The sequence below is a fragment of the Halalkalibacterium halodurans genome, from assembly GCF_005671335.1.
GTDB classification, from domain to species: Bacteria; Bacillota; Bacilli; order Bacillales; family Bacillaceae_D; genus Halalkalibacterium; species Halalkalibacterium halodurans.
In genome coordinates this window covers 2,264,229-2,285,287 of record NZ_CP040441.1, presented here as the reverse complement: position 1 = coordinate 2,285,287, position 21,059 = coordinate 2,264,229, and the positions used below count along the sequence as shown (strand labels likewise).

The following is a 21,059-nucleotide window of genomic DNA, read 5'->3' as shown; positions in this document are numbered from 1 at the left end:
ATGAGTAGCACAAAGCAGCTACCTTGTTCGCCTCCATCATTGACTAACTATCACTGGTCCGATCACCCCGATCCAAACAAGTGGGCGGACTGTGTCCATTGCGGCATGTGTTTAGAGGCCTGTCCTACATACGAGCTGACTGGCCATGAACAGCAATCGCCGAGGGGGCGCGTTCATTTAATCAAGTCGGTAGCAGAAGGAAAGCTCGAAGTGAATGAAGCATTTGCCGATCCGGTGTTTACGTGCCTTGACTGCCGTGCCTGTGAAACAGCTTGTCCTGCAGATGTAGAGGTTGGTGGCTTAATTGAAGAAGCCAGAGGACAAATCCGCCAAGCTCTTCCGTTATCTGGGTGGAAAAAGGTTGTAAGCCATTTATTTCTCCGTGGGCTTTTCCCTTACCCTCATCGTCTACACGCTCTCGGTTCATTGGTGAAAGTGTATCAAAAGGTAGGTATACGAAAAGCAGTGCGAAAAACAGGATTGCTTCACCTTTTTCCTGAGCATTTCGCAGACATGGAGGCCGTCATACCTGAAGTATCAACGCCTGTTCAGAAGCGTTATCGCAAGAAATCGTTCATAAAAGCTAAGGGGAAGTCCAAGCAGAGAGTTGCGTTATTGGCAGGTTGTGTGATGGATGTCATGTTCAGTGAAGTAAATGAAGCGACGATACGCGTGTTAACGCGAAACGGAAACGACGTTTCGCTCCCAAAAGATCAGACGTGCTGCGGGGCTTTGCATGTTCATGCAGGTGATCGAGAGATGGGAAGAAGACTTGCAAAGCAGAACATGAAAGCTTTTGAAAACGAAGAGACGATTATTGTCAATGCAGCAGGCTGTGGTTCCATGCTCCAAGAATATCCTGAATTGTTTCGCGAAGTCGATCGGGAATGGTATGAACGGGCGGAAGCATTTGCCGAGAAGGTGAAGGATGTTTCCAAACACTTGTATGATACAGGTTATGAGAAGCCAAAAAGGAAAGTCCGTGCAAAAGTTGCCTACCATGACGCCTGTCACTTAGCACACGGACAAAACGTGCGTCAGGAGCCACGAGACTTATTGCTGAAAATTCCTGGCGTTGAGTTAATTCCGATGGAGAACGCTGATCGGTGCTGTGGCAGTGCCGGCATTTATAATCTTACGCATCCGAAGATGGCTAGTAGAGTACTAGAGAAAAAAATGGAGTGCGTCCCAAGTGATGTAGAGATGGTGTCTATGGGGAACCCTGGCTGTATGCTGCAAATGGCTATGGGCGTCAAAAAATACGGAGGTAATCAGAGAATCATTCATACGGTTCAATTGCTTGACTTGGCTTACCAGCAGGAAGAGTTGAAGACGAAAGGAGGGGATGGACTATGATTGGAAGGAAGCGCAAGTATGAAGATCCTCACATCCGATCTTTTCACGAGCTGTTAAGCGGACACAATTCGGTTCTATATAAGAAAGAAGACTTGCTAGCCTATGATTGCGATGGGTTTACGATTCATAAACATTTGCCAAAGGCGGTTGTGTTTCCGGAAAATACAAAGGAAGTGGCAAGCATTGTCCGTTACTGTCACGATCACAACCTTCCCTTTCTCGCCAGAGGAGCCGGAACAGGACTAAGTGGAGGGGCGATCCCGATCAATGGGGAGGTCATTATTAGCCTCGTACGGATGAAGCGCTTACTTGAAGTCGATCTGAAAAACCGCCGCGCGATCGTTGAACCTGGCTATGTCAATTTAAAGCTTACTCAATCCATTGAGGACAAAGGGTATTACTATGCGCCAGATCCATCGAGCCAATATTGCTGCACAATCGGTGGTAATGTGGCAGAAAATGCTGGCGGTGCCCACTGTCTTAAATACGGAGTTACGACGAACCATATATTGGGAATGGAAGTGGTACTCCCGAATGGGGACATTGTGGAAATCGGAAAAGCTGGAATATTGGATGAACCTGGGTATGATTTGCTTGGACTGATGACGGGATCAGAAGGAACACTTGGAATTGTTACAAAAATTACCGTTCGCATTTTGAAACATCCAGAGGCGAAACAGACGGTTTTAGCTTACTTTGACAAAGTGAGCGATGCAAGTCACACGGTGTCTGACATCATTTCAGAAGGAATTGTCCCAGCAGCGCTTGAAATGATGGATCGCATAGCGATGGAAGGCGTGGAGGCCGCCGCTTTCCCTATCGGGCACCTACTTGATGCGGAAGCGGTTTTGCTAATCGAAGTGGACGGCATTTCTGCCGGAATGGATCAACAAATTGAACGTATTTTAACCGTTTGCCGAAAGCATCATGTTCGCGAGGTGAAAGTAGCTACATCTGAAGAAGAACGGATGAAATGGTGGGCGAACCGAAAAACAGGCTTTGGTGCCATGGGTGCCATCTCACCTGATTACCTCGTACAAGATGGAGTGATCCCGCGGACAAAGCTTCCGGTCGTGCTTTCAACGATTCAAAAAATCAGCGAAACATACGGGCTACGAATCGCAAATATTTTTCACGCCGGTGATGGTAACCTTCACCCCCTTGTTCTGTTTGATGCGACGGTAGAAGGAGAGACCGAACGAGCGCTACAAGCAGGGAGTGAATGTCTCCGGGCGTGTGCAGCCGTTGGTGGAACCATCACAGGTGAGCATGGGATCGGAATTGAAAAGAAAGAAGAGATGCGCTTCGTCTTTACAGAAGAGGAAATCAATGCCCAACTCGAAATACGCCAAGTGTTTAATCCGCGCAATCTCCTAAACGGCGGGAAGCTTTTCCCTTCCCCTAGCCGTTGTGTTGAGATCAAACAATCATAAAAGAAATAAAGGAGGAGTTATGATGGAAACATACGAACATGTGGGAAATTTGCAGGTGGCGACCAAACTAATAACATTTATTGAGCAGAGGGCTCTTCCTGGAACGGGGATTAAGAAGGAAGATTTTTGGTCTGGTGTCCAGCAAATCATCACTGAATTGATGCCAGAAAACAAGATGCTTCTCGCTAAACGTGAAGAAATTCAAGCAACGATCGATGCGTGGCATCAAAAAAACAAAGGACCCATTGATTTTTCAGCATATCACTCGTTTTTAGAAGAAATCGGCTATTTAGAGCCAATCCCTGAACATGTAACCATTACAACGGAAAATGTGGATGATGAAATCGCGGCGCAAGCAGGACCACAGCTAGTGGTTCCAGTCAACAATGCACGATATGCGATTAATGCAGCGAATGCTCGCTGGGGAAGTTTGTATGATGCCCTTTACGGATCGAATGTCATTTCAGAAGAGGACGGATGCGAAAAAACGGGGACATACAACCCGAAACGAGGAGCCAAAGTTATTCAGTTTGCCAAAGACTTCTTAGATCATACGTTCCCGCTTACAAGCGGCTCTCATCATGAGGCTATCAACTATGCCATCATGGATAAGCAACTAGTCGTTACACTTGAATCTGGAAAGATGACACGATTAAAGGACGAGACACAGTTTGTCGGTTACCAAGGTTCACAAGGAGACCCATCTGTCATTCTTCTTCTTCATCATGGACTTCACGTAGAAATTCAAATCGATGCAAGACACCCAATTGGAAAAAGTGATCGGGCAAAGGTGAAGGACATTGTCCTTGAGTCCGCGCTAACCACAATTATGGATTGTGAAGATTCCGTCGCAGCTGTTGATGCTGAAGACAAAGTAGCTGTCTATCAAAACTGGCTTGGTCTTATGAAAGGAACACTTGAAGCAACGTTTACGAAAGAAGGAAAAACAAAAAAGCGAAAGTTAAACGAGGATCGAAGCTACACGGCACCAAATGGAGAAACGTTCTCGCTACCAGGGCGTTCGCTCATGTTTATCCGGAATGTTGGACACTTAATGACCACGCCTGTTATTCGAACGCAATCAGGCGAGGAAGTGCCAGAAGGCATTCTAGATGGAATCGTTACGAGCCTAATTGCTAAGCATGATTTGTTGCAAAATGGCACATTCCGAAACTCAAAAAAAGGATCGGTTTACATCGTAAAGCCAAAAATGCATGGTTCGGAGGAAGTGGCTTTTGCCAATCGATTGTTTAATCGAATTGAAGACATTCTCGGTTTGGAACGTCATACGTTGAAAATCGGCGTCATGGATGAAGAGCGGCGCACGTCCCTAAATTTAAAAGCATGCATTGAGAAAGTAAAGGAACGGGTCGTCTTTATCAACACGGGATTTTTGGATCGAACTGGGGATGAGATTCATACATCGATGGAAGCGGGCCCGATGATTCGCAAAGGGGATATGAAGTCGTCTAGCTGGCTCTCAGCCTATGAGCGATCCAATGTAGCCACGGGCCTAACTTGTGGTTTCCGAGGCCGAGCTCAAATCGGAAAAGGAATGTGGGCAATGCCGGATCTTATGAACGAGATGATGGAACAGAAAGGAAGTCAACTTGAAGCTGGAGCAAATACAGCATGGGTGCCATCGCCAACAGCAGCGACGCTTCACGCCATTCATTATCATCGCCACCATGTACCTGCCATTCAAAAGACACTTGCAGATGATCAAACGTGCTATCGCAAGGAGATTCTTGAAATCCCTCTAGCTGGCTCTACCGACTGGACGAATGAGGACATTCAAGCAGAGCTTGATAATAATGCCCAAGGGATTCTCGGTTATGTCGTGCGTTGGGTGGAACAAGGGATCGGCTGCTCTAAGGTGCCTGATATTCACAACACAGCATTAATGGAAGATCGCGCCACTTTGCGCATTTCGAGTCAACATATGGCCAATTGGCTTCGTCACGGCATCGTAAGTAAGGAGCAAGTGATTCGAACGATGGAACGCATGGCAAAAGTAGTGGATGAACAAAATGCCGGGGATCCCGCTTACCGTCCAATGGCTGATAATCTTGAGCAGTCTGTCGCCTTCCAAGCAGCATTAGAGCTCGTGTTAAAAGGGACAGAACAGCCGAGTGGTTATACAGAACCGATCTTGCATCGTCGGCGCCTAGAGTTTAAACAAAAAATCGCAAAAGAACTCGTGTAAATGAATAAGCACTTCCATCACCTTAGGTGGAAGTGCTTCCTTACATAATAGTTTTCATCGCATCTCAAGCTTGCGACTATGTTCGTCTATCGACACATACGAACAGATCCATCACAGCTCCTAACGAACGTTGCGAAGATGGTCGCTTTCATATAGATAGTCTAAATCTATTGAAAGGGGAGAGGCGGATTGACCACCGGCTGGTTAGCCTTTATGTCGTTGTTACCCATTATTGTTGTGGGGGTCTTATTAGTTGGGATGCGGATGCCTGCAAGTAAAGCGATGCCAATTTCATTTCTTGTGGCTGCAGGACTTTCGTTGTTTATTTGGCAAGTCCCTGTCAAGCAAGTTACGGCTGCATCGATCAACGGATTGATTACGGCTGGAACGCTACTTTACATTATATTCGGTGCCATCTTACTTTTGAATACGTTACAGGAAAGCGGTGGCATGAGTGTCATTCGTCAAGGATTTACCGACATTTCACCTGACAGGCGGGTTCAAGTCATTATTATTGCATGGTTGTTTGGTTCATTTATCGAAGGGGCAGCTGGCTTTGGAACTCCTGCGGCTGTCGCTGTTCCTTTGCTTGTTGGACTAGGCTTTCCCGCAATGGCTGCTGTTGTATCAGGAATGGTGATCCAAAGCACACCAGTTTCATTTGGAGCTGTAGGGACGCCAATGCTTGTTGGTATCCAATCTGGATTGGCAGCTGACACTACGATCTCAACTGACGTCCTTACATTGACGACGGTGATTGGTGGGCAGACTGCGATCATTCATGCAATCTCAGGAACGTTGATCCCGCTCTTTGTCGTTGCATTAATGACGCGCTTTTTCGGTAAAAACAAATCCTTTTCTGAAGGATTACAAATTTGGAAATTTGCTTTATTTTCTGCGTTAGCGATGACGATCCCTTATGTTATCGTAGCCAACCTTCTTGGACCAGAATTTCCATCTATGACGGGTGGCCTAGCGGGATTACTAATCGTTGTATTTGCAGCTAAAAAAGGTTTGCTTCTGCCGAAGAATAAGGTATGGGACTTCGATCAAAAGTCTTCATGGAATCCCGAATGGGTTGGCACTGTTAAAGTTCAGGATTTGTCTTTGGCTAAGAAAAAGATGAGCCTGTTTCGGGCATGGCTACCTTATATGCTTATCGGGTTGTTTCTCGTTTTATCCCGACTCGACATGTTGCCGTTTCGTGGTTGGATTACGTCTTGGGAATTGAACTGGAACGGGATATTGGGTACAGAGATCTCGGCTAGTTTTCAGCCTCTTTTTTCACCTGGAACGACTTTTATCGTTGTCACGATCTTAACTTTCTTTTTGCACCGCATGAATGTAAGCGCATACAAAATAGCGTTGGCACGATCGGTTCGTACGACATTGTTAGCGTCGGTTGCTTTAATCTTCACCGTTCCGATGGTACAGGTATTTCTTCAATCCGGCGGTGGTTCGGCTGGCTTCGAACGGATGCCGATCGAATTGGCAAATGGTATTGCACAGCTAACTGGAGAGGCTTACCCACTGTTTGCGACGATCATAGGTGGACTTGGTGCGTTTATCGCAGGAAGCAATACGGTTAGCAATATGATGTTTGCTCTTTTTCAATATGATGTGGGCACACAAATTGGAGTGAATCCAACGTGGGTGGTCGCGCTACAAGCGGTTGGCGGAGCAGCAGGAAATATGATCTGTGTCCATAATGTTGTCGCTGCTTCTGCTGTTGTCGGGTTAGTCGGAAAAGAGGGAGTGATTATCCGCAAAACGATTTTTCCATTTTTATATTATGTGGTTTTCTCAGGTGCAATTGGTTATACGATCGTCTGGTATCATGAAAAAGGCTTGTTTCATGTTGGAACGATAATTGTGTCTCTTATCGTTTTTAGTGTTCTTTATTTAGTCGCTACAAACCCGAAACGTCTGAAAAAAACCTTCGTTCACGTGAACCATACTAATTCGTTCTTTAAATAGAATATAATGTTTTAACGAATGCCTACTTTTATAATAATGAAAAAGCTCGCCGTTAAGGTGAGCTTTTTCACTTTATATAGTAAGAGGATGAGGGCTTTTTCGAACGAACCTCAGTCGTCATCTGTTTAACGACAACATAACCGAAAGGATAACTAAATCCATTAAGGAACTTGATTCATGTCATTTTTTGTTCTTTATAAAAAACAAAAACGTGAGAAATCATGAGTTATTCAAAGAGAATGTGTGAAAAATGTTCGTTATATCGTCCTTATCGTTCTTTACAGAGGTTTCTTTTCTTAATGTATAGATCTATACTGACAGTGTTAGTTCTTTATAAAGAACAAAACGAAGCTGCTGGGGGTGATGGAGTTTTGCGCAAAGATCGCTTAACTGCTCGACAAAAAAAGAAAGTAGCTTTCTCTATTTTTGTAAAAACATTTATTCTTATCTATTTGTTATGTTTTTCACTCGCTTCCATCACACAGCCTACGACTGCTTCCTTCAATGCAGTTGTTAAAATTGAACATTCGACGAACGCAGGTGAGTGGGACGATGGAAAAGATGACGTAAAAGAAGAATGGAGGGGTAGTTCTCTCACGTTCCTACAAGGAGAGCAAAAAGGCTCTTGTCAAGAACTATCAGTAACGATTAAAAATGCTGGCGACGGTGACATGAAAAAAAGCGTTACATATGTTGTGTACTTTGATCCAAATTTGAAAGGCAAGCCAACGTTTACGGATGAAACAATCCTTTATGAAGGTACCATTGATCCTCTCAAAGCAGGAGAAACATTGGAATTGACATACGAACCAACAGAACCTGGTCGCTATAAGTTTAAAGTCTATCAAGAAGAGGGGCACCCTGAAGAAGGCGAAGTTTGGCAAGATGGAGATGCATTTGTTTTGAAAGATTGTAAACAGCCTGAAGAAAAGATAGACGAAGCAGAAAGAAGCTCAATGGAGGAAGATAAAGAGACATTTGAGGAAGACACAATCTTGGAAGAAGACGAGTCTAGCGATTTTCCTTCGCCGAAAAACGAAGAAAAGGAGCATTCTGACATAGAGGAGCAAGAAGGCCGCACGAAACAGAACCATCTTGAAACTGGAGGGGAGCAAGGTGCCGATGAAGATACTGAAAATCATTAGTAAATCAATGACGTTTCTTCTTTTTCTATTAATGATCTCCGTCGCGATGCTCTCGATTATTTCTCATGCCTCTGGCGGAAAACCAACCGTGCTTGGTCATCAATTAAATGTGGTTCTCTCCGGCTCAATGGAGCCTGCATTCCATACAGGCTCGATTATAGCTGTGAAACAAGTAGAAGGCAATGGAACTGGTTTTCAGGCTGGAGATGTCATTACCTTTTTAAAAGAAGACAATACACTTGTCACGCACCGAATTGTAGAGGTGCTGCAAAACGGAGACCATGTTCAATATGTAACAAAAGGGGATAACAATGACGCGGCTGATCTTGAGCCTGTACTGGCAGCCAATGTCGTTGGTGAATACACAGGATTTACTGTCCCATACCTAGGATACATTCTCACATTTGCAACGACGAAAGAAGGAACGGCACTCTTAATGATTGTTCCTGGGGTTTTACTTATCTTGTATTCCATCATTACGCTTTGGCGAGCGATTGGGACGCTTGAAAAACGTCAGGAGCAAAAGCAAGTGGATCAAACCTCATGATGAAATCCGCATTTGGCGGTTTTCATAGATAAAAAACCCCTTCAACCTAACATTTGGGGGAATATTTAAGGAGGACTCTTTATGACAATTAAAAGAAAAGTAGGGATGGCGGTTATTACCGCAGCGGTAGGGGTTTCACTTTTAGGTGGAGGAACGTATGCGTGGTTTAACGATGTGGAAACGATTGAGAGTTCCTTTGCTTCCGGTACAATCGATCTAGGTGTTGATCCAACAATCGTCTTTGATGTAAATAATTTGAAGCCTGGCGACCACATGACGCGCAAGTTTACAATTACTAATAATGGAACACTTGATATTCATGAAGTACTTATGTTCACACAAACAGAAGTGTATAAAAATGGTAATAAATTAAAATCCTCTGATGAGGGAGCTGACTTTGCTACCCAATTAAGAGTCGATTTCCTAAGCAATAAAGGAAAAATTATTCCAGAAATCTCTGGAAAAACATTAGCTGAACTCGAAAGTCAATCTGGAAATATCGCGGATAACTATCGCAGGTGGCTAATCTGGGAATCAGGTAAAAAAGACTTACCAGTCGGTCATACCGATCGATTAAAAATGAAAATTACTTTCGTTCCGACTGATGAACGGAAAGAAGGTTCAAGAGAATTCGTTCAAAATAAATATCAAGGCTTGACACTTAAAGTTACTCATGAACTTGAAGCAACACAAAAACCAGGTCAAGCGCGTTAAATACAACGAAAACCCGATAGGAGTCAAGGTGATGTACGTCCATTGCCTTGACTTTTTCTTCAACGTGATGATTCATACAAAAATTTAGTAGTGAAGCGCGTTGAGGGTAGGTAAGTAGAAGTAAAGCTAAAACCAACAGTCGCTGAAATCTCTCATAAAATGGATGGATTTTCTTTTTCGTGGGGTGGTGATTATATTGAGGATAATGATACTGATGATAAGCTTCTTGTTGCTCTTATTTCCAACGACAGGATATGCTACATCAGATCGGATGCCAACGATCGATATTGAAACGTTCCCAGCAGATGTTTTATTCTCCGTGGACCATTTAAAGCCAGGGGATTGGATTCCGCGTGAACTAATAATAGTAAACCAGGGGGATGATCGTACTTATGTCTTGTCAGCTTCTTTTGTTTCAGGCTCGAAAGCGCTATACAACATCATGGATGTAACGATTAAAGATGAATGGCAGACGTTGTACTCAGGAAAATTAAAAGATTTTCGTAAGCTAGATTCAAGAGCTCTATCCTCAGGTGAAGACGATGTGTTATTTATTACAGTCACTTTCCCAGAAGAGGCAGGTAATGAATATCAAGGAGTGCAGACTGACATTGTCTTTCAGATTCGTTCGGAAGGTCGGTTAAGCACGCTCCAGCCTCCAATTGATTCTCCAGCAGATGGTTCGATGAGTGGACCGGGCGGGATATTACCACAAACAGGTGAAGCCGTGCAGACATGGATGTATTTGATCGGGATTCTTCTTCTTTCAATCGGTATCGTCTTTCTCATCCGAAAAAATCGTAAGGAGTCGCTAGAAGGAGGATCATGAGAACGATTACAGCTGTTTTGTTCATTAGTTTCGGCTTACTTTTTATGTTTTTTCCAAGATTACAGACCGAGTATTATTCGTTCTACGAAACCCGATTGATTGATTCATATGAAAAAATAAATAGGGAGCTTGAAGCCTCTACAAATGATGAACCACATCTCCTTTCTAGCGAAGAACCGCATGCGATCGGTGTATTAGAGATCGAGAAAATTTCTTTAAAGCTCCCAGTCTTACAAGGTGTTGATCAAGAGACGTTAAAAGTTGGGGCCGGCCATATGATTGAGTCATCGCCAATCGGAGAAAAAGGGAACGCAGCGATCGCCGGTCACCGAAGTCGAACATACGGTAGGCAATTTAACCGACTCGATGAAGTCGAAGTAGGGGATGTCATTACCGTCACAACGAATAATCACATGTATCGATATACGGTTTACAGTATAACAGTTGTTGAACCTACGAATATCGACATTTTACAACATGACGGAACAGCTCCAGTACTTACGCTCATTACGTGTGATCCTGTGAAAGATCCGACCCATCGCCTAATTGTACAAGCCGAGATGACCGAGGCCCTATACTAATGAACCGACAAATTAGTCAAAAATTTTCAGAAATCACAAATAAATTATGACTGGAAGTATGACCGAAGTAACTAAACTTATGACGTAATGTTATTTAAAATAGGTAAGGGATTCGTAGTCACAAAGATTTCTGAGACGTTATGGGAACGGCTATGTGTAATTGGATCAAATCTTTTGTGGAGGGACAAGGATGAATGGAGAAAAAGTTCTTGATCAAGAATGGTATGCATTAATCGTGGAGGCAAAAAGAATAGGATTAACTATTGAAGAAGTCCGCTCCTTTTTAACTGTTTCACAAAAAGAGAAAGTCAAGATCATCTAATAGGTTCTATTTACAGAACATTCAATTCGTTGTTATAATGATGACAACGAATTCGGTAAGCAAAGAGAGGAACGGTCTTGATGATTGGAGAACGTGTAAAGAAGTACCGATTGGAAAAAGAGCTTTCTCTTTCCGAGTTAGCAGAGCGGGCAGGAGTGGCCAAATCGTATCTTAGTTCAATTGAGCGGAACATTCAAACCAATCCATCCATTCACTTCTTAGAAAAAATTTCCCAAGTGCTGGACGTTTCTGTCGAATCTTTATTACAATCAACACAAGACACTACTAGCAGAGAAGAGCTTGATGAAGATTGGAAGAAACTAGTCAAGGAAGCAATGGAATCAGGGATAAGCAAAGACCAATTTAAGGAATATCTTGAATTCCAAAAATGGAAAAGCCAACAATCAGAACGTTAGAGATTGTTGGCTTTTGCGTTTAGTTGGCCTTCTTCATGACCTAGTGCTTCGAGAAAGGCGATGGCAGAAAGCAGTGCACCGGCTGAAGGCTTTTTTGTACGTACGCCTTCAAGGTAGTTCAGTTGATATTCAAAGCCCGCTCGTTTTTGTAAGAAAATCGATTTAACGATCGTTCCAACAAATTCAAACTCACAGTCGAGTAATTCGGCATACAAAGCATAAACAACATTAGAAGAGACAGGAAATTTTAAATCGGATTGAAACCGAAGCTTTCTCATATCTAATTCAATAACTTGAACAAGCGAATCCTTAGAGGAGATCTGTCGCCTATGAACCTGTATAATTTTTAACCTAGCATAAAATGGTTCGGTTAAACAGGGGATGGACCTCAACGTCAACCTCTCCTTACTCAAATCGTTCTTTATAAAGAACATTATAAAGGAAGAGAGAAGATTTATCAACTTTTCATTTCTTTATAAAGAACAAACTTGCTATACTAAGTACAAATTAATAAAAACAAAGGTAATTTATATAACATATTGAGGAAGTTGTAATTTAAAGAGGGAACGGTCATTAAGGGCGTATTAATTCTAGGTAGCTTGCTTATTATTTCCATAATATTCAACTAAAAAGTGAGTAAAAATGATGAAACTATACAATTAAATGCATAACTTTTTTTATAAGTTTTAGCCAGAAAAACGCTTATCTAGTGTTCTAAAAGACTAGATAAGCGTTTTTCTGTAATCAAGAAGAATCTATAGGTGTAGTATCCTTGGTTATTCTGTTATGAGATCATATCTCCCCTATATGTATCTTCAAATGAAAAGAGGTAGTCAATTCGTGTGAAGCTGTTACAAGACAGATAGCTTAAACTTGCACTTTCTGGCTAGCTCTCTAGTCATTGATGTTTATGGCAGAATAAAAATGTAGGTTATGGCATTCCTTTTATGCAGGCCCCCCGCGGGGGGCCTGCATAAAAAAAGCCACTTGCTAACACCCCAAAAATTCAATACACTTCCTGTTGGACCCAATAATCTGGCAGGAGGTAGTTTTAGGAGATGTTACAAGTGGACGAAATTAAGTATATCAGAAATGAAGTTAACTCAAAAGGGTATTCGTACTCAGATGTTGCGAGAAGAACAAACACGGATTTCCGCACAGTCAAAAAGTATGCCGATATGGACAATTTCCAACCGGAAAAGAAGAAGAAGAAAGCTCAGCCGGCTCCAGTAATGGATCCAGTCAAAGACATAGTTGATCAATGGTTGAGAGAGGATATGAAGAAGAAAAAGAAGTATCGAAGGACTGCCAAACGTATTTGGCAATTACTTAAAGATGAAGTAAGTTTCAAAGGTTCAGAGCGAACTGTACGCGGGTATGTCTCCAAACGGAAAAAGGAGTTATTGGAAGAAAGCGATGACGCTGCTCTTCCGTTGGAATCCAAGCCAGGAGACGCTCAAGTAGATTTTGGGGAAGCCCCTTTTAAAGTAAAGGGAAAGGTTATAGACCTGCCGTATTTGGTGCTTTCTTTTCCATACAGTAACGCATTCTTAGTTCAGGTGTTTGAAGCTGAAAATCAGGAATGTTTCCTGGAGGGCTTAAAACGGTTCTTCCATCATCTGCAAGGAGTGCCAAAAAGGATTCGTTTTGATAATTTATCCCCCGCAGTAAAAAAGGTTTTACCACAAGGAAAACGCGAGCTTACTGAGGGTTTCAAGCGCTTCGCTTTGCACTACGGGTTTGAGTATGAATTTTGTAATCCGGGTGCCGGCAATGAAAAAGGACATGTAGAAGCGATGGTTAAATATGCGAGGAATAATTTCTTCCTTCCGGAACGAACGGTATATCAGCTGGATAATTTGAATGATCGGTTATGGGAGGAGGCAGAAAAGGATCGAAACCGTCCTCATTATGAAAAGAAACAAGAAATTGCCAGGCTGTTTGAAGAGGACAAAGAAGCGTTAATGTATTTACCGCCGGAAGAATACTCTTGTGTACGCTATGAAACTCTCAAAGCAGACAAGTACGGCTATATCTTAGTAGATACGAAAAGGTATTCTACTTCCCCGCGCTTTGCCAATCAAAAGGTATTGGCTGGCATCACTTATAACAGGATAGATATCCTTTCGGACAACTATGAAGTGATTGTGAGCCATGAACGACTGTATGGAGAAGAATCAAAGTCGATGAAATGGCAGCCTTATCTGTACCTAATGGCTAAAAGGCCGACGGCGCTAAAATATACAACTTTCTATGATCAACTGCCCTTTAAATGGCAAACTTATCTGGAGGAATGTACTCTGGAAGAAAAGAAAAAGGCGCTTCAGTTACTCTCAGACCTTCTTAAAGACCATAGTCTGGAGACAGCTACAGAGGCCCTGGAAATTGCATCCGAGCGATGTCATCCATCCACAGAAACAATAAAGCAAGTCTTTCATCAGCTCATTCATGGCAGAGGCTCCAGAGAGACAGTAAGGCTAAAAAGTACAGTTCCAGTAATGCCAATAGCTGAACGAGGTATGAATCAATACGATGTCTTCTTCCAGCAGGAAAGGAGGAAGGCCTAATGCAGGAACAGATCCAAGAATATGCCAAGCGCTTAAAGCTAAGCTGGATTCGAGAGAACTACCGAGAGGTAGAAGCGGCGAACACAGAAGAATATTTACTGAAGCTCTTTGAAAAAGAAATAGAACAGCGTGAAGAACGAAAAATTAATCTTTTGTTCAAGGCGGCAACCCTGCCGAACGTATCCGGCAAACCTTTTGACTGGAAGGATATTCAGCTGGGGCAGGGGTTAAGTCAACAATCTCTCCTGGACGGTGAATTTATTGAATCAAAAGAAAACATGGTGTTTTATGGCGGCGTTGGTGCAGGAAAAACCTACCTTTCCACCCTCATTGGCATGAATGCGATACAAAAATATGGGAAACGAGTAAAGTTTTATACCATTGCTTCTCTAGCCAATGAGTTATTAGAGGCGAATGACAAAGGAAATCTCAATAAGCTGTTTAAGAAAATCGAGAAGCTTGATCTTTTAATTCTGGATGAGCTGGGATATATACCGCTTCACAAACATGGAGCCGAGCTACTCTTCCAGGTCATCTCCTTGTGTTATGAAAAGCGGAGTATTATCATCACTACAAATCTGCAGTTTGGGCAATGGAATCATGTATTTGGCGACCCTATTTTAACGGAAGCCGTGGTAGATCGCCTGATTCACCACTCTCATTTAGTGATTTTCGGAGGAGATAGTAACCGAATGAAAGAGTCATTCCTTTTGAACAATATGTAAGGAATAAGTGTTATTAAGTGGCTGCAAAAAGGCTTGCCGTTTTATGCATTTTTCTCTTGCCAAATACAAGTCATTGATTCCTAAATCTCGCAAATAGGTGGAAGCTTGCATCCGATCACGGATCCCGATCTTGCTATAAATTTCACTTATGTAATTTTTCACAGTACCTTCCGTAATATAAAGTTTCTCGGCAATTTTTTTATTCGTCAATCCTTGGGCTAAAAGGGAGGCAATTTGTCGTTCCCGTTCAGAAAAATGCAACCCTTCTTTTTTTAACTTTTCAATTTGTAAATCCACTTCAGTCAGCTCATTATATTTAGAGAGCTGTTTGGCTAGCTTAACGGCAATGGAGTTAGGGATTAACATCTGTCCATCAACCGATTGACGTATGGAATAGATCAGTTGGTCATAATTTAAATCTTTCAACAAAAAACCATTGGCTCCACCGACCAAACTTTCAATAATGTAATCATCATCTTCAAACGTTGTTAACATCAATACGTTAATGTGGGGATAAATTCTCTTAACTACCTTTAAACATTCAATCCCATTCATTATAGGCATTTGAATGTCCATTAAGATCACATGGGGAAGAAGGCAGGGGATTTGATCCAATACCTCCTTTCCGTTCTTTGCTAAACCGGTCACATTCATATCGTCTTCAAGATCGATGATCGTCTTCAGGCCTTCCCTCATAAGGGTCTGGTCATCAGCAATCAATACGTTAATTAACCCCATACACTTCATCCTTTCTATTAAACAAACAGCTGTAATCTCTATTTTGCGCATTACTGTGCAAATGATTTTCAAATATTTGATCATACAATGCACTTTCGAAAGAGATATTTAACATAAGTCAGATCTATTATGGTTGATTAGGATTCTCCTTTTTTCAGACCTATACAATAAAATTTAATAATATATTACAATTTTGTAAAGCAGATTGGCATTATTTTGTGATAAATATCATAAAAAAGTAGATTTAGAATGGGCTGCCGTGCAATGGTTTGTTTGCCTTTATATACACTCTATTCCATTTATGCGATAATGAGCGAATAAAACTTACGATGTTAGCGGAGGGAAGGAGAGGGCAATGGGCAAGATCAGTATCGAGGTTTTGATCTTCTTATTAGCATCAGGATTTGTTGCAGCATTTATTGATTCGGTTGTCGGAGGTGGTGGCTTGATTTCAATTCCTGCTTTGTTGTTTGCTGGATTGCCACCTTCAGTCGCCTTAGGAATGAACAAATCAGTAGCAACCATGGGAGTATTGACAAGTACGATTAACTTTTTGCAATCTGGCCATATCAACAAAAAACTCGTTTTTACCTTATTGCCTCTTTCCATCGTCGGATCGGCTTTAGGTGTTTATATCGTTCACTGATTCCATCTGAATTTTTAAAACCAATTATTCTATTCTTGTTAATCCTTGTAACGATCTATACGGTGTTTAAAAAGAATTGGGGAATGGAATCAAATGTAAAACACTTACCAGGCAAGCTGAATCTCTAGCTCTAAGAAGAAGTGGACCTGTTTCACTATCTCGACGGTGAAGTGCATTCTTTGGTTGTAATAAAAAATGCTTTCATTTTGTTGACGAAAAAGGCATAAAGCATGTACTTAGGACTAATCGATCTTTAAGACAACTAAAATAGGACTAAATACAAGTTTTAATTACTATAACATTCGGATTATTTTGAAATAACTTAGTTTGTTCGCTGGATCAACTAAGTTTATTGTTGCTATAATGGGATTATAAGTAGCCAGTAGGTAAAAGATTTAATTTTTTCACAACTTTATGAAAGCCCTTTCTTTTATCGACAGCGCCACTTTATTGAAAGGAGGTTTAGTTAAAGCCGTATTTTTTGCATTTTACTTTGCTACGAAAGGAGAATTTGTGATGATTACACTTTTTAAAAAGCCTTTTGTTGCTGGGCTAGCGATCTCTTTATTAGTTGGAGGGGGGATCGGCAATGTAGCTGCTGCTCAAGGAGGACCACCAAAATCCGGAGTCTTTGGAGAAAATGAAAAAAGAAATGATCAGCCTTTTGCATGGCAAGTTGCTTCTCTTTCTGAGCGATATCAAGAGCAGTTTGATATTGGAGCAGCGGTTGAGCCCTATCAATTAGAAGGGAGACAAGCCCAAATTTTAAAGCATCATTATAACAGCCTTGTGGCGGAAAATGCAATGAAGCCTGAATCACTCCAGCCAAGAGAAGGTGAGTGGAACTGGGAAGGCGCTGACAAAATTGTGGAGTTTGCCCGCAAACATAACATGGAGCTTCGCTTCCACACGCTCGTTTGGCACAGCCAAGTACCAGAATGGTTTTTCATCGATGAAGACGGCAATCGGATGGTGGATGAAACAGACCCAGATAAACGTGAAGCGAATAAACAGCTGTTATTAGAGCGCATGGAAAACCATATTAAAACGGTTGTTGAACGTTATAAAGATGATGTGACTTCATGGGACGTGGTCAATGAAGTTATTGACGATGGCGGGGGCCTGCGTGAATCAGAATGGTATCAAATAACAGGCACTGACTACATTAAGGTAGCTTTTGAAACCGCAAGAAAATATGGTGGTGAAGAGGCAAAGTTGTACATTAATGATTACAACACCGAAGTTCCTTCAAAAAGAGATGACCTTTACAACCTGGTGAAAGACTTATTAGAGCAAGGAGTGCCAATTGACGGGGTAGGACATCAGTCGCATATCCAAATCGGCTGGCCTTCCATTGAAGATACAAGAGCTTCTTTTGAAAAGTTTACGAGTTTAGGATTAGACAATCAAGTAACTGAGCTAGACATGAGTCTCTATGGCTGGCCACCGACAGGGGCATACACGTCATATGACGACATTCCAGCAGAACTCCTTCAAGCCCAGGCAGACCGTTACGATCAGCTTTTCGAGTTATACGAAGAATTAGCTGCTGATATTAGCAGTGTAACTTTCTGGGGAATTGCTGATAACCATACATGGCTTGATGGCCGCGCTAGAGAGTACAATAATGGAGTAGGGATCGATGCACCATTTGTTTTTGATCATAACTATCGAGTGAAACCTGCTTACTGGAGAATTATTGATTAGAAGGTAGCTACTCAATTAATAGTCTAGCAACGAAACAGCTCTGCTTTGGCAGAGCTGTTTTTTATTGGAACCAAAAGCCTCTATTGTTGAGTAAAAATCATATAATCAAGTTTCTGAAAGGAACACAAACATTCGACGGTTGCAACTTAAAATAACAATGCAGGTAATGGTAGAAGGTTTTTCACCTATGGATAGCGAAAAGTGAAAAGAAAATGATGACAACGTATGAGAGAGGGAGGAAATATTAGTGAGCTATGATATCTTAACATTAGCAGCCTATCGGGCAATCGGATTAAAATGGGAGGGGACCTTTTCTGAAATTGTCCCGGATTTAAAAAATGTCATTCAACAAATGGAAGATCGTGCTGATGAATTAGAGCATAAAATCAATTCCAACATTCAATTAGGCCTCTCCTATCACACCATTGAAAATGGATTTGTACATTATGCTGTATATGAAGTGAGTGAGGAGCAGGAGATTCCTGATGGGATGATGGAAATAAAGGTTCCTGAATGGACGTATGTAAAGACAACACATAACAAAGGAGAAGATATCCAAAAGACTTATCAGGATTTACATCAATGGTTATTTGATAGTGACTATACCGTAATTAGAGAAGATGGCGTAGATTACTATGATCCTTATATGCCAATTAAACATGAACATTATCCAGTTGATCGTGATCCGAATGATCCGCATTTTGATATTTATATACCCGTTGTAAAAAAATAATGTTTTTGCGATTACGAAACAACATAGGTAGATTGGTTTTCAAGGTCGTTTAATTGTCGTGCTCGTAAGCTTGATACAATTCTAGGTGGTGAATGGAGGGTGCTTCTTGAGGAGGACTGAATGATCGCAACACACATGACAGAGAGAATGACAAAGTGCTGCGATCGATAAGGGCTTGAAGATGGTTGCCTACCTACATTTTAACGAGAGACCTAACTCCTCTAAATAAGGTTTTACTTGTTCGCCTGGTTGAGAAAGGAAAGTAATTCTCTACGGCTGTTCACATTCATTTTGGCAAAGATGGATTTCAAGTGATCTTGTACCGTATGGGTTGAGATGTATAGGTGGCTAGAAATTTGTTTCGTCGTGTAGCCATTGACAATTTGTTCGACAATTTGAATTTCACGTTGTGTGAGACCGTAATAGAGAAGGGAATAGCCTAATCGTTCAAAAGGGCTTGTATTTTGTGAGATGACAGCATATTGCTCAGGAAGCAGTTCACTGGTTAGCTTACTCGCATAAAGGGTGAGTAACTGACCATTTGCTGCTGGGATACATACTGACCATCGATCAATTTCCCCCTCTTCTTTGGAGGAGGAAGTTGCTTTTATTTTTACACATAGTGTTTCAATAGGACGGGGGAAAGTCCCTTCTCCTAGTTGTTCCTGCTCTCTTAGCAAGCTTAATAAAGAGTGCGCGGCTTCATTTGCAGAAAGTAGCTCAAAAGTATCGGAAAAAATCATAATAGCGGCTTCAAAGTGGGAGCTATTAGGTGAAGGTGAAAAGGTTGATTGAAAGGTTAGCCTTTTCACTTTTTTCGTTATAGCAGGTAGTAAGCTGTTAACAAGCTGTTGTTCCTCTTGAGAAAAAGGGGAGTGATCTTTGGAGCGAAAGAGAGTCAAATGTCCCCAGCATTTCCCTTGATCGATCAACGCAGCACGTAATTCATCATGAAATCCAGCGGGTGCTAAAATGCGAGTGTAACGTTGACTTGCGGTAAGGTTCCCACCAGTGGCATCATGTAGTGTGGCTATATGTGGCGAGGAATCGACTAATTGAAAATAATGATTATAGTCTGATCCTGTATGTTCATTTTCAAGAATCAATGTATGAATGGGCTCAAGTTGTTTGTCCATGACAGTACCAGTTGAGAGCAGGCTTTCCGGATCTATCGTAGTGAAGCAAGCGGCAGTAAAAGGAATGTACACTCTTAACTCATCGAGTACAAATCGGCGGAACGCATAAGAGTGTTGCTCGAAATCGGTGGATGCGACCTTTTCTTTCAGTTTATGTATTGTCATCGTGACACTCTCTCCTTTAAATATTCCAGCTTAATCGGATATTTTTTGTAATGTTCACTTTAGAAAAGAAAGGTCGTGAAGGGGAATCATGCTGCACATGAACGTGTTAATCATAAGTTTATGCTATGGCGCATATGAAATGGTTATTCTCTGAAGACATCTTGGGCTATCGCCAAAAAAGTTTTAACTGCTGGGGAAGCTTCTGAAAGCGAAGAGCAGGCTAACGCTATTTCCCGAGCACTGGTTACCGATAATGCCCGTATTTCGATATTTGATTGGGTGCTCAAAAATAGTTCAGGTCCAATGGTCACTCCTAACCCTTCTTGTACCATGTTAGCAATGGTTGCACAATCATGTACTTCAAAGCGTACGGAAGGTTGAATAGCGCCTTCTTTAAATAGTTCACGTATATGAGATTGGTACATGCCCGTTGGCATAATAAATGGTTCATCTTTTAAAGCCTTTATCTCAACAGTTGTTTGTTGAGCGAAGGAATGCTCAGGGTGAAAAGCAACGACCATTTGATCTTTAATAAGTGGAAAAACATCAAATTCAGGATTCGATTGACCTTTTACAACAAAACCGATGTCTATAATTCCCGATTGCAGCCATTCGCTAATCTCTTCATATGTTCCTTCATAAAAAATAAATTCAATGTTCGGATGCTTTTTTTCAAAAGTCACCAGCAGTTTTGGGAGCAAACAGGAGGATGCACTAGCAAACGTGCCAATTCGAATCGTTCCAGTTTCCAAATTGGTGGATAAAGCCACTTCTTGATTGATTTTCTCCATACGATTTAAAATTCCCCTAATATGAGGAAGTGTTTTTTGACCTATGTCCGTCAGAGAGATACCTTTTCTACGATCCCGAATCAGAAGGGTGACTCCCCATTCCGATTCTAGGCTGGAAATAGCATGACTGACGGCCGATTGAGTCATATTCAACTTATCGGCAGCTTTTGTAAAACTCCCAACTTCCACTACTTTTGTGAGGACTTCAAAACGAACAATTGTCATGAGTGTATACTCATCTCCTGCATTAAAAACATCAATTTTACTTATGTTAACACGGCATTTACACTAAAAGCAACATCGATAATTGAAGGAGACAGATAAC

General features: G+C 41.7%; 20 protein-coding genes. 16 read left to right on the top strand and 4 right to left on the bottom strand.

The genetic code is table 11. The features are described from left to right. From FED51_RS11025 to FED51_RS10975, 11 genes are all read left to right on the top strand, one after another. Positions 1–1,356 carry a (Fe-S)-binding protein gene (locus tag FED51_RS11025; protein ID WP_053431095.1) on the top strand — a complete coding sequence of 452 codons (1,356 nt, stop codon included), beginning with the start codon at positions 1–3 and terminating at the stop codon, positions 1,354–1,356. Next, entirely contained in the window at positions 1,353–2,789 is a 1,437-nt protein-coding gene (locus FED51_RS11020) for an FAD-linked oxidase C-terminal domain-containing protein (RefSeq protein WP_053431096.1), read from the top strand. The genes FED51_RS11025 and FED51_RS11020 overlap by 4 nt, the downstream gene beginning before the upstream one ends. A gap of 22 nt (positions 2,790–2,811) precedes the next feature. Next, complete coding sequence (gene glcB, locus FED51_RS11015) at positions 2,812–4,995, top strand: malate synthase G (protein ID WP_053431097.1); 2,184 nt, start codon at positions 2,812–2,814, stop codon at positions 4,993–4,995. A gap of 189 nt (positions 4,996–5,184) precedes the next feature. Beyond that, on the top strand, positions 5,185–6,972 hold the full coding sequence (locus tag FED51_RS11010; protein ID WP_053431098.1) for an L-lactate permease: 1,788 nt from the start codon (positions 5,185–5,187) through the stop codon (positions 6,970–6,972). A 299-nt stretch (positions 6,973–7,271) separates the two neighbouring features. Continuing rightward, a complete protein-coding gene (gene tapA / locus FED51_RS11005) occupies positions 7,272–8,117 on the top strand; it encodes an amyloid fiber anchoring/assembly protein TapA (RefSeq protein ID WP_175414322.1) in 846 nt (281 codons plus the stop codon). Then, a complete protein-coding gene (gene sipW / locus FED51_RS11000) occupies positions 8,095–8,664 on the top strand; it encodes a signal peptidase I SipW (protein WP_053431967.1) in 570 nt (189 codons plus the stop codon). The genes tapA and sipW overlap by 23 nt, the downstream gene beginning before the upstream one ends. 81 nt (positions 8,665–8,745) lie before the next feature. Then, the gene (locus tag FED51_RS10995) at positions 8,746–9,378 is read left to right on the top strand and encodes a CalY family protein (RefSeq protein ID WP_053431100.1); all 633 of its coding nucleotides are present in this window, start codon (positions 8,746–8,748) and stop codon (positions 9,376–9,378) included. A 205-nt stretch (positions 9,379–9,583) separates the two neighbouring features. Beyond that, complete coding sequence (locus FED51_RS10990) at positions 9,584–10,207, top strand: LPXTG cell wall anchor domain-containing protein (RefSeq protein ID WP_233443919.1); 624 nt, start codon at positions 9,584–9,586, stop codon at positions 10,205–10,207. After that, the gene (locus FED51_RS10985) at positions 10,204–10,788 is read left to right on the top strand and encodes a class D sortase (protein ID WP_053431102.1); all 585 of its coding nucleotides are present in this window, start codon (positions 10,204–10,206) and stop codon (positions 10,786–10,788) included. Before FED51_RS10990 ends, FED51_RS10985 begins: the two co-directional genes overlap by 4 nt. A gap of 190 nt (positions 10,789–10,978) precedes the next feature. Next, positions 10,979–11,110 carry an anti-repressor SinI family protein gene (locus tag FED51_RS10980; protein WP_010898283.1) on the top strand — a complete coding sequence of 44 codons (132 nt, stop codon included), beginning with the start codon at positions 10,979–10,981 and terminating at the stop codon, positions 11,108–11,110. A gap of 80 nt (positions 11,111–11,190) precedes the next feature. Further along, entirely contained in the window at positions 11,191–11,526 is a 336-nt protein-coding gene (locus tag FED51_RS10975; protein ID WP_041820593.1) for a helix-turn-helix domain-containing protein, read from the top strand. On the opposite strand, the gene FED51_RS10970 is transcribed toward FED51_RS10975, so the two are convergent. Next, entirely contained in the window at positions 11,523–11,918 is a 396-nt protein-coding gene (locus FED51_RS10970; protein WP_053431103.1) for a hypothetical protein, read from the bottom strand. The two genes, FED51_RS10975 and FED51_RS10970, sit on opposite strands and share 4 nt — an antisense overlap. Before the next feature lie 666 nt (positions 11,919–12,584). Here FED51_RS10970 and istA point away from each other — a divergent pair. Both istA and istB read left to right on the top strand, forming a co-directional pair. Further along, positions 12,585–14,093, top strand: coding sequence for an IS21 family transposase (gene istA, locus FED51_RS10965; protein WP_134230280.1), 1,509 nt, complete (start codon positions 12,585–12,587; stop codon positions 14,091–14,093). Then, positions 14,093–14,818, top strand: a complete 726-nt coding sequence (istB, locus tag FED51_RS10960) for an IS21-like element helper ATPase IstB (protein WP_134229558.1) — start codon at positions 14,093–14,095, stop codon at positions 14,816–14,818. The genes istA and istB overlap by 1 nt, the downstream gene beginning before the upstream one ends. On the opposite strand, the gene FED51_RS10955 is transcribed toward istB, so the two are convergent. After that, positions 14,795–15,556: a response regulator gene (locus FED51_RS10955; RefSeq protein WP_233443809.1), complete on the bottom strand. Its 762-nt coding sequence runs from the start codon at positions 15,554–15,556 to the stop codon at positions 14,795–14,797. The genes istB and FED51_RS10955 overlap by 24 nt on opposite strands. 355 nt (positions 15,557–15,911) lie before the next feature. Here FED51_RS10955 and FED51_RS10950 point away from each other — a divergent pair, with 355 nt between their 5' ends. The 3 genes from FED51_RS10950 to FED51_RS10940 all read left to right on the top strand — a co-directional run bounded on the left by FED51_RS10950 (position 15,912) and on the right by FED51_RS10940 (position 18,642). Further along, the gene (locus tag FED51_RS10950) at positions 15,912–16,202 is read left to right on the top strand and encodes a TSUP family transporter (protein WP_233443802.1); all 291 of its coding nucleotides are present in this window, start codon (positions 15,912–15,914) and stop codon (positions 16,200–16,202) included. A 516-nt stretch (positions 16,203–16,718) separates the two neighbouring features. After that, positions 16,719–17,909 (top strand): endo-1,4-beta-xylanase, encoded by a 1,191-nt coding sequence (locus FED51_RS10945; RefSeq protein WP_053431968.1) that lies wholly within the window; start codon positions 16,719–16,721, stop codon positions 17,907–17,909. A 247-nt stretch (positions 17,910–18,156) separates the two neighbouring features. Then, on the top strand, positions 18,157–18,642 hold the full coding sequence (locus FED51_RS10940; RefSeq protein ID WP_053431105.1) for a GyrI-like domain-containing protein: 486 nt from the start codon (positions 18,157–18,159) through the stop codon (positions 18,640–18,642). 233 nt (positions 18,643–18,875) lie between these two features. Here the strand turns inward: FED51_RS10940 and FED51_RS10935 are convergent, their stop codons facing one another. Both FED51_RS10935 and FED51_RS10930 read right to left on the bottom strand, forming a co-directional pair. Next, positions 18,876–19,943: a helix-turn-helix transcriptional regulator gene (locus FED51_RS10935; RefSeq protein WP_138090533.1), complete on the bottom strand. Its 1,068-nt coding sequence runs from the start codon at positions 19,941–19,943 to the stop codon at positions 18,876–18,878. 143 nt (positions 19,944–20,086) lie between these two features. After that, on the bottom strand, positions 20,087–20,959 hold the full coding sequence (locus tag FED51_RS10930; protein WP_138090531.1) for a LysR family transcriptional regulator: 873 nt from the start codon (positions 20,957–20,959) through the stop codon (positions 20,087–20,089). Between the last annotated feature and the right edge of the window lie 100 nt (positions 20,960–21,059).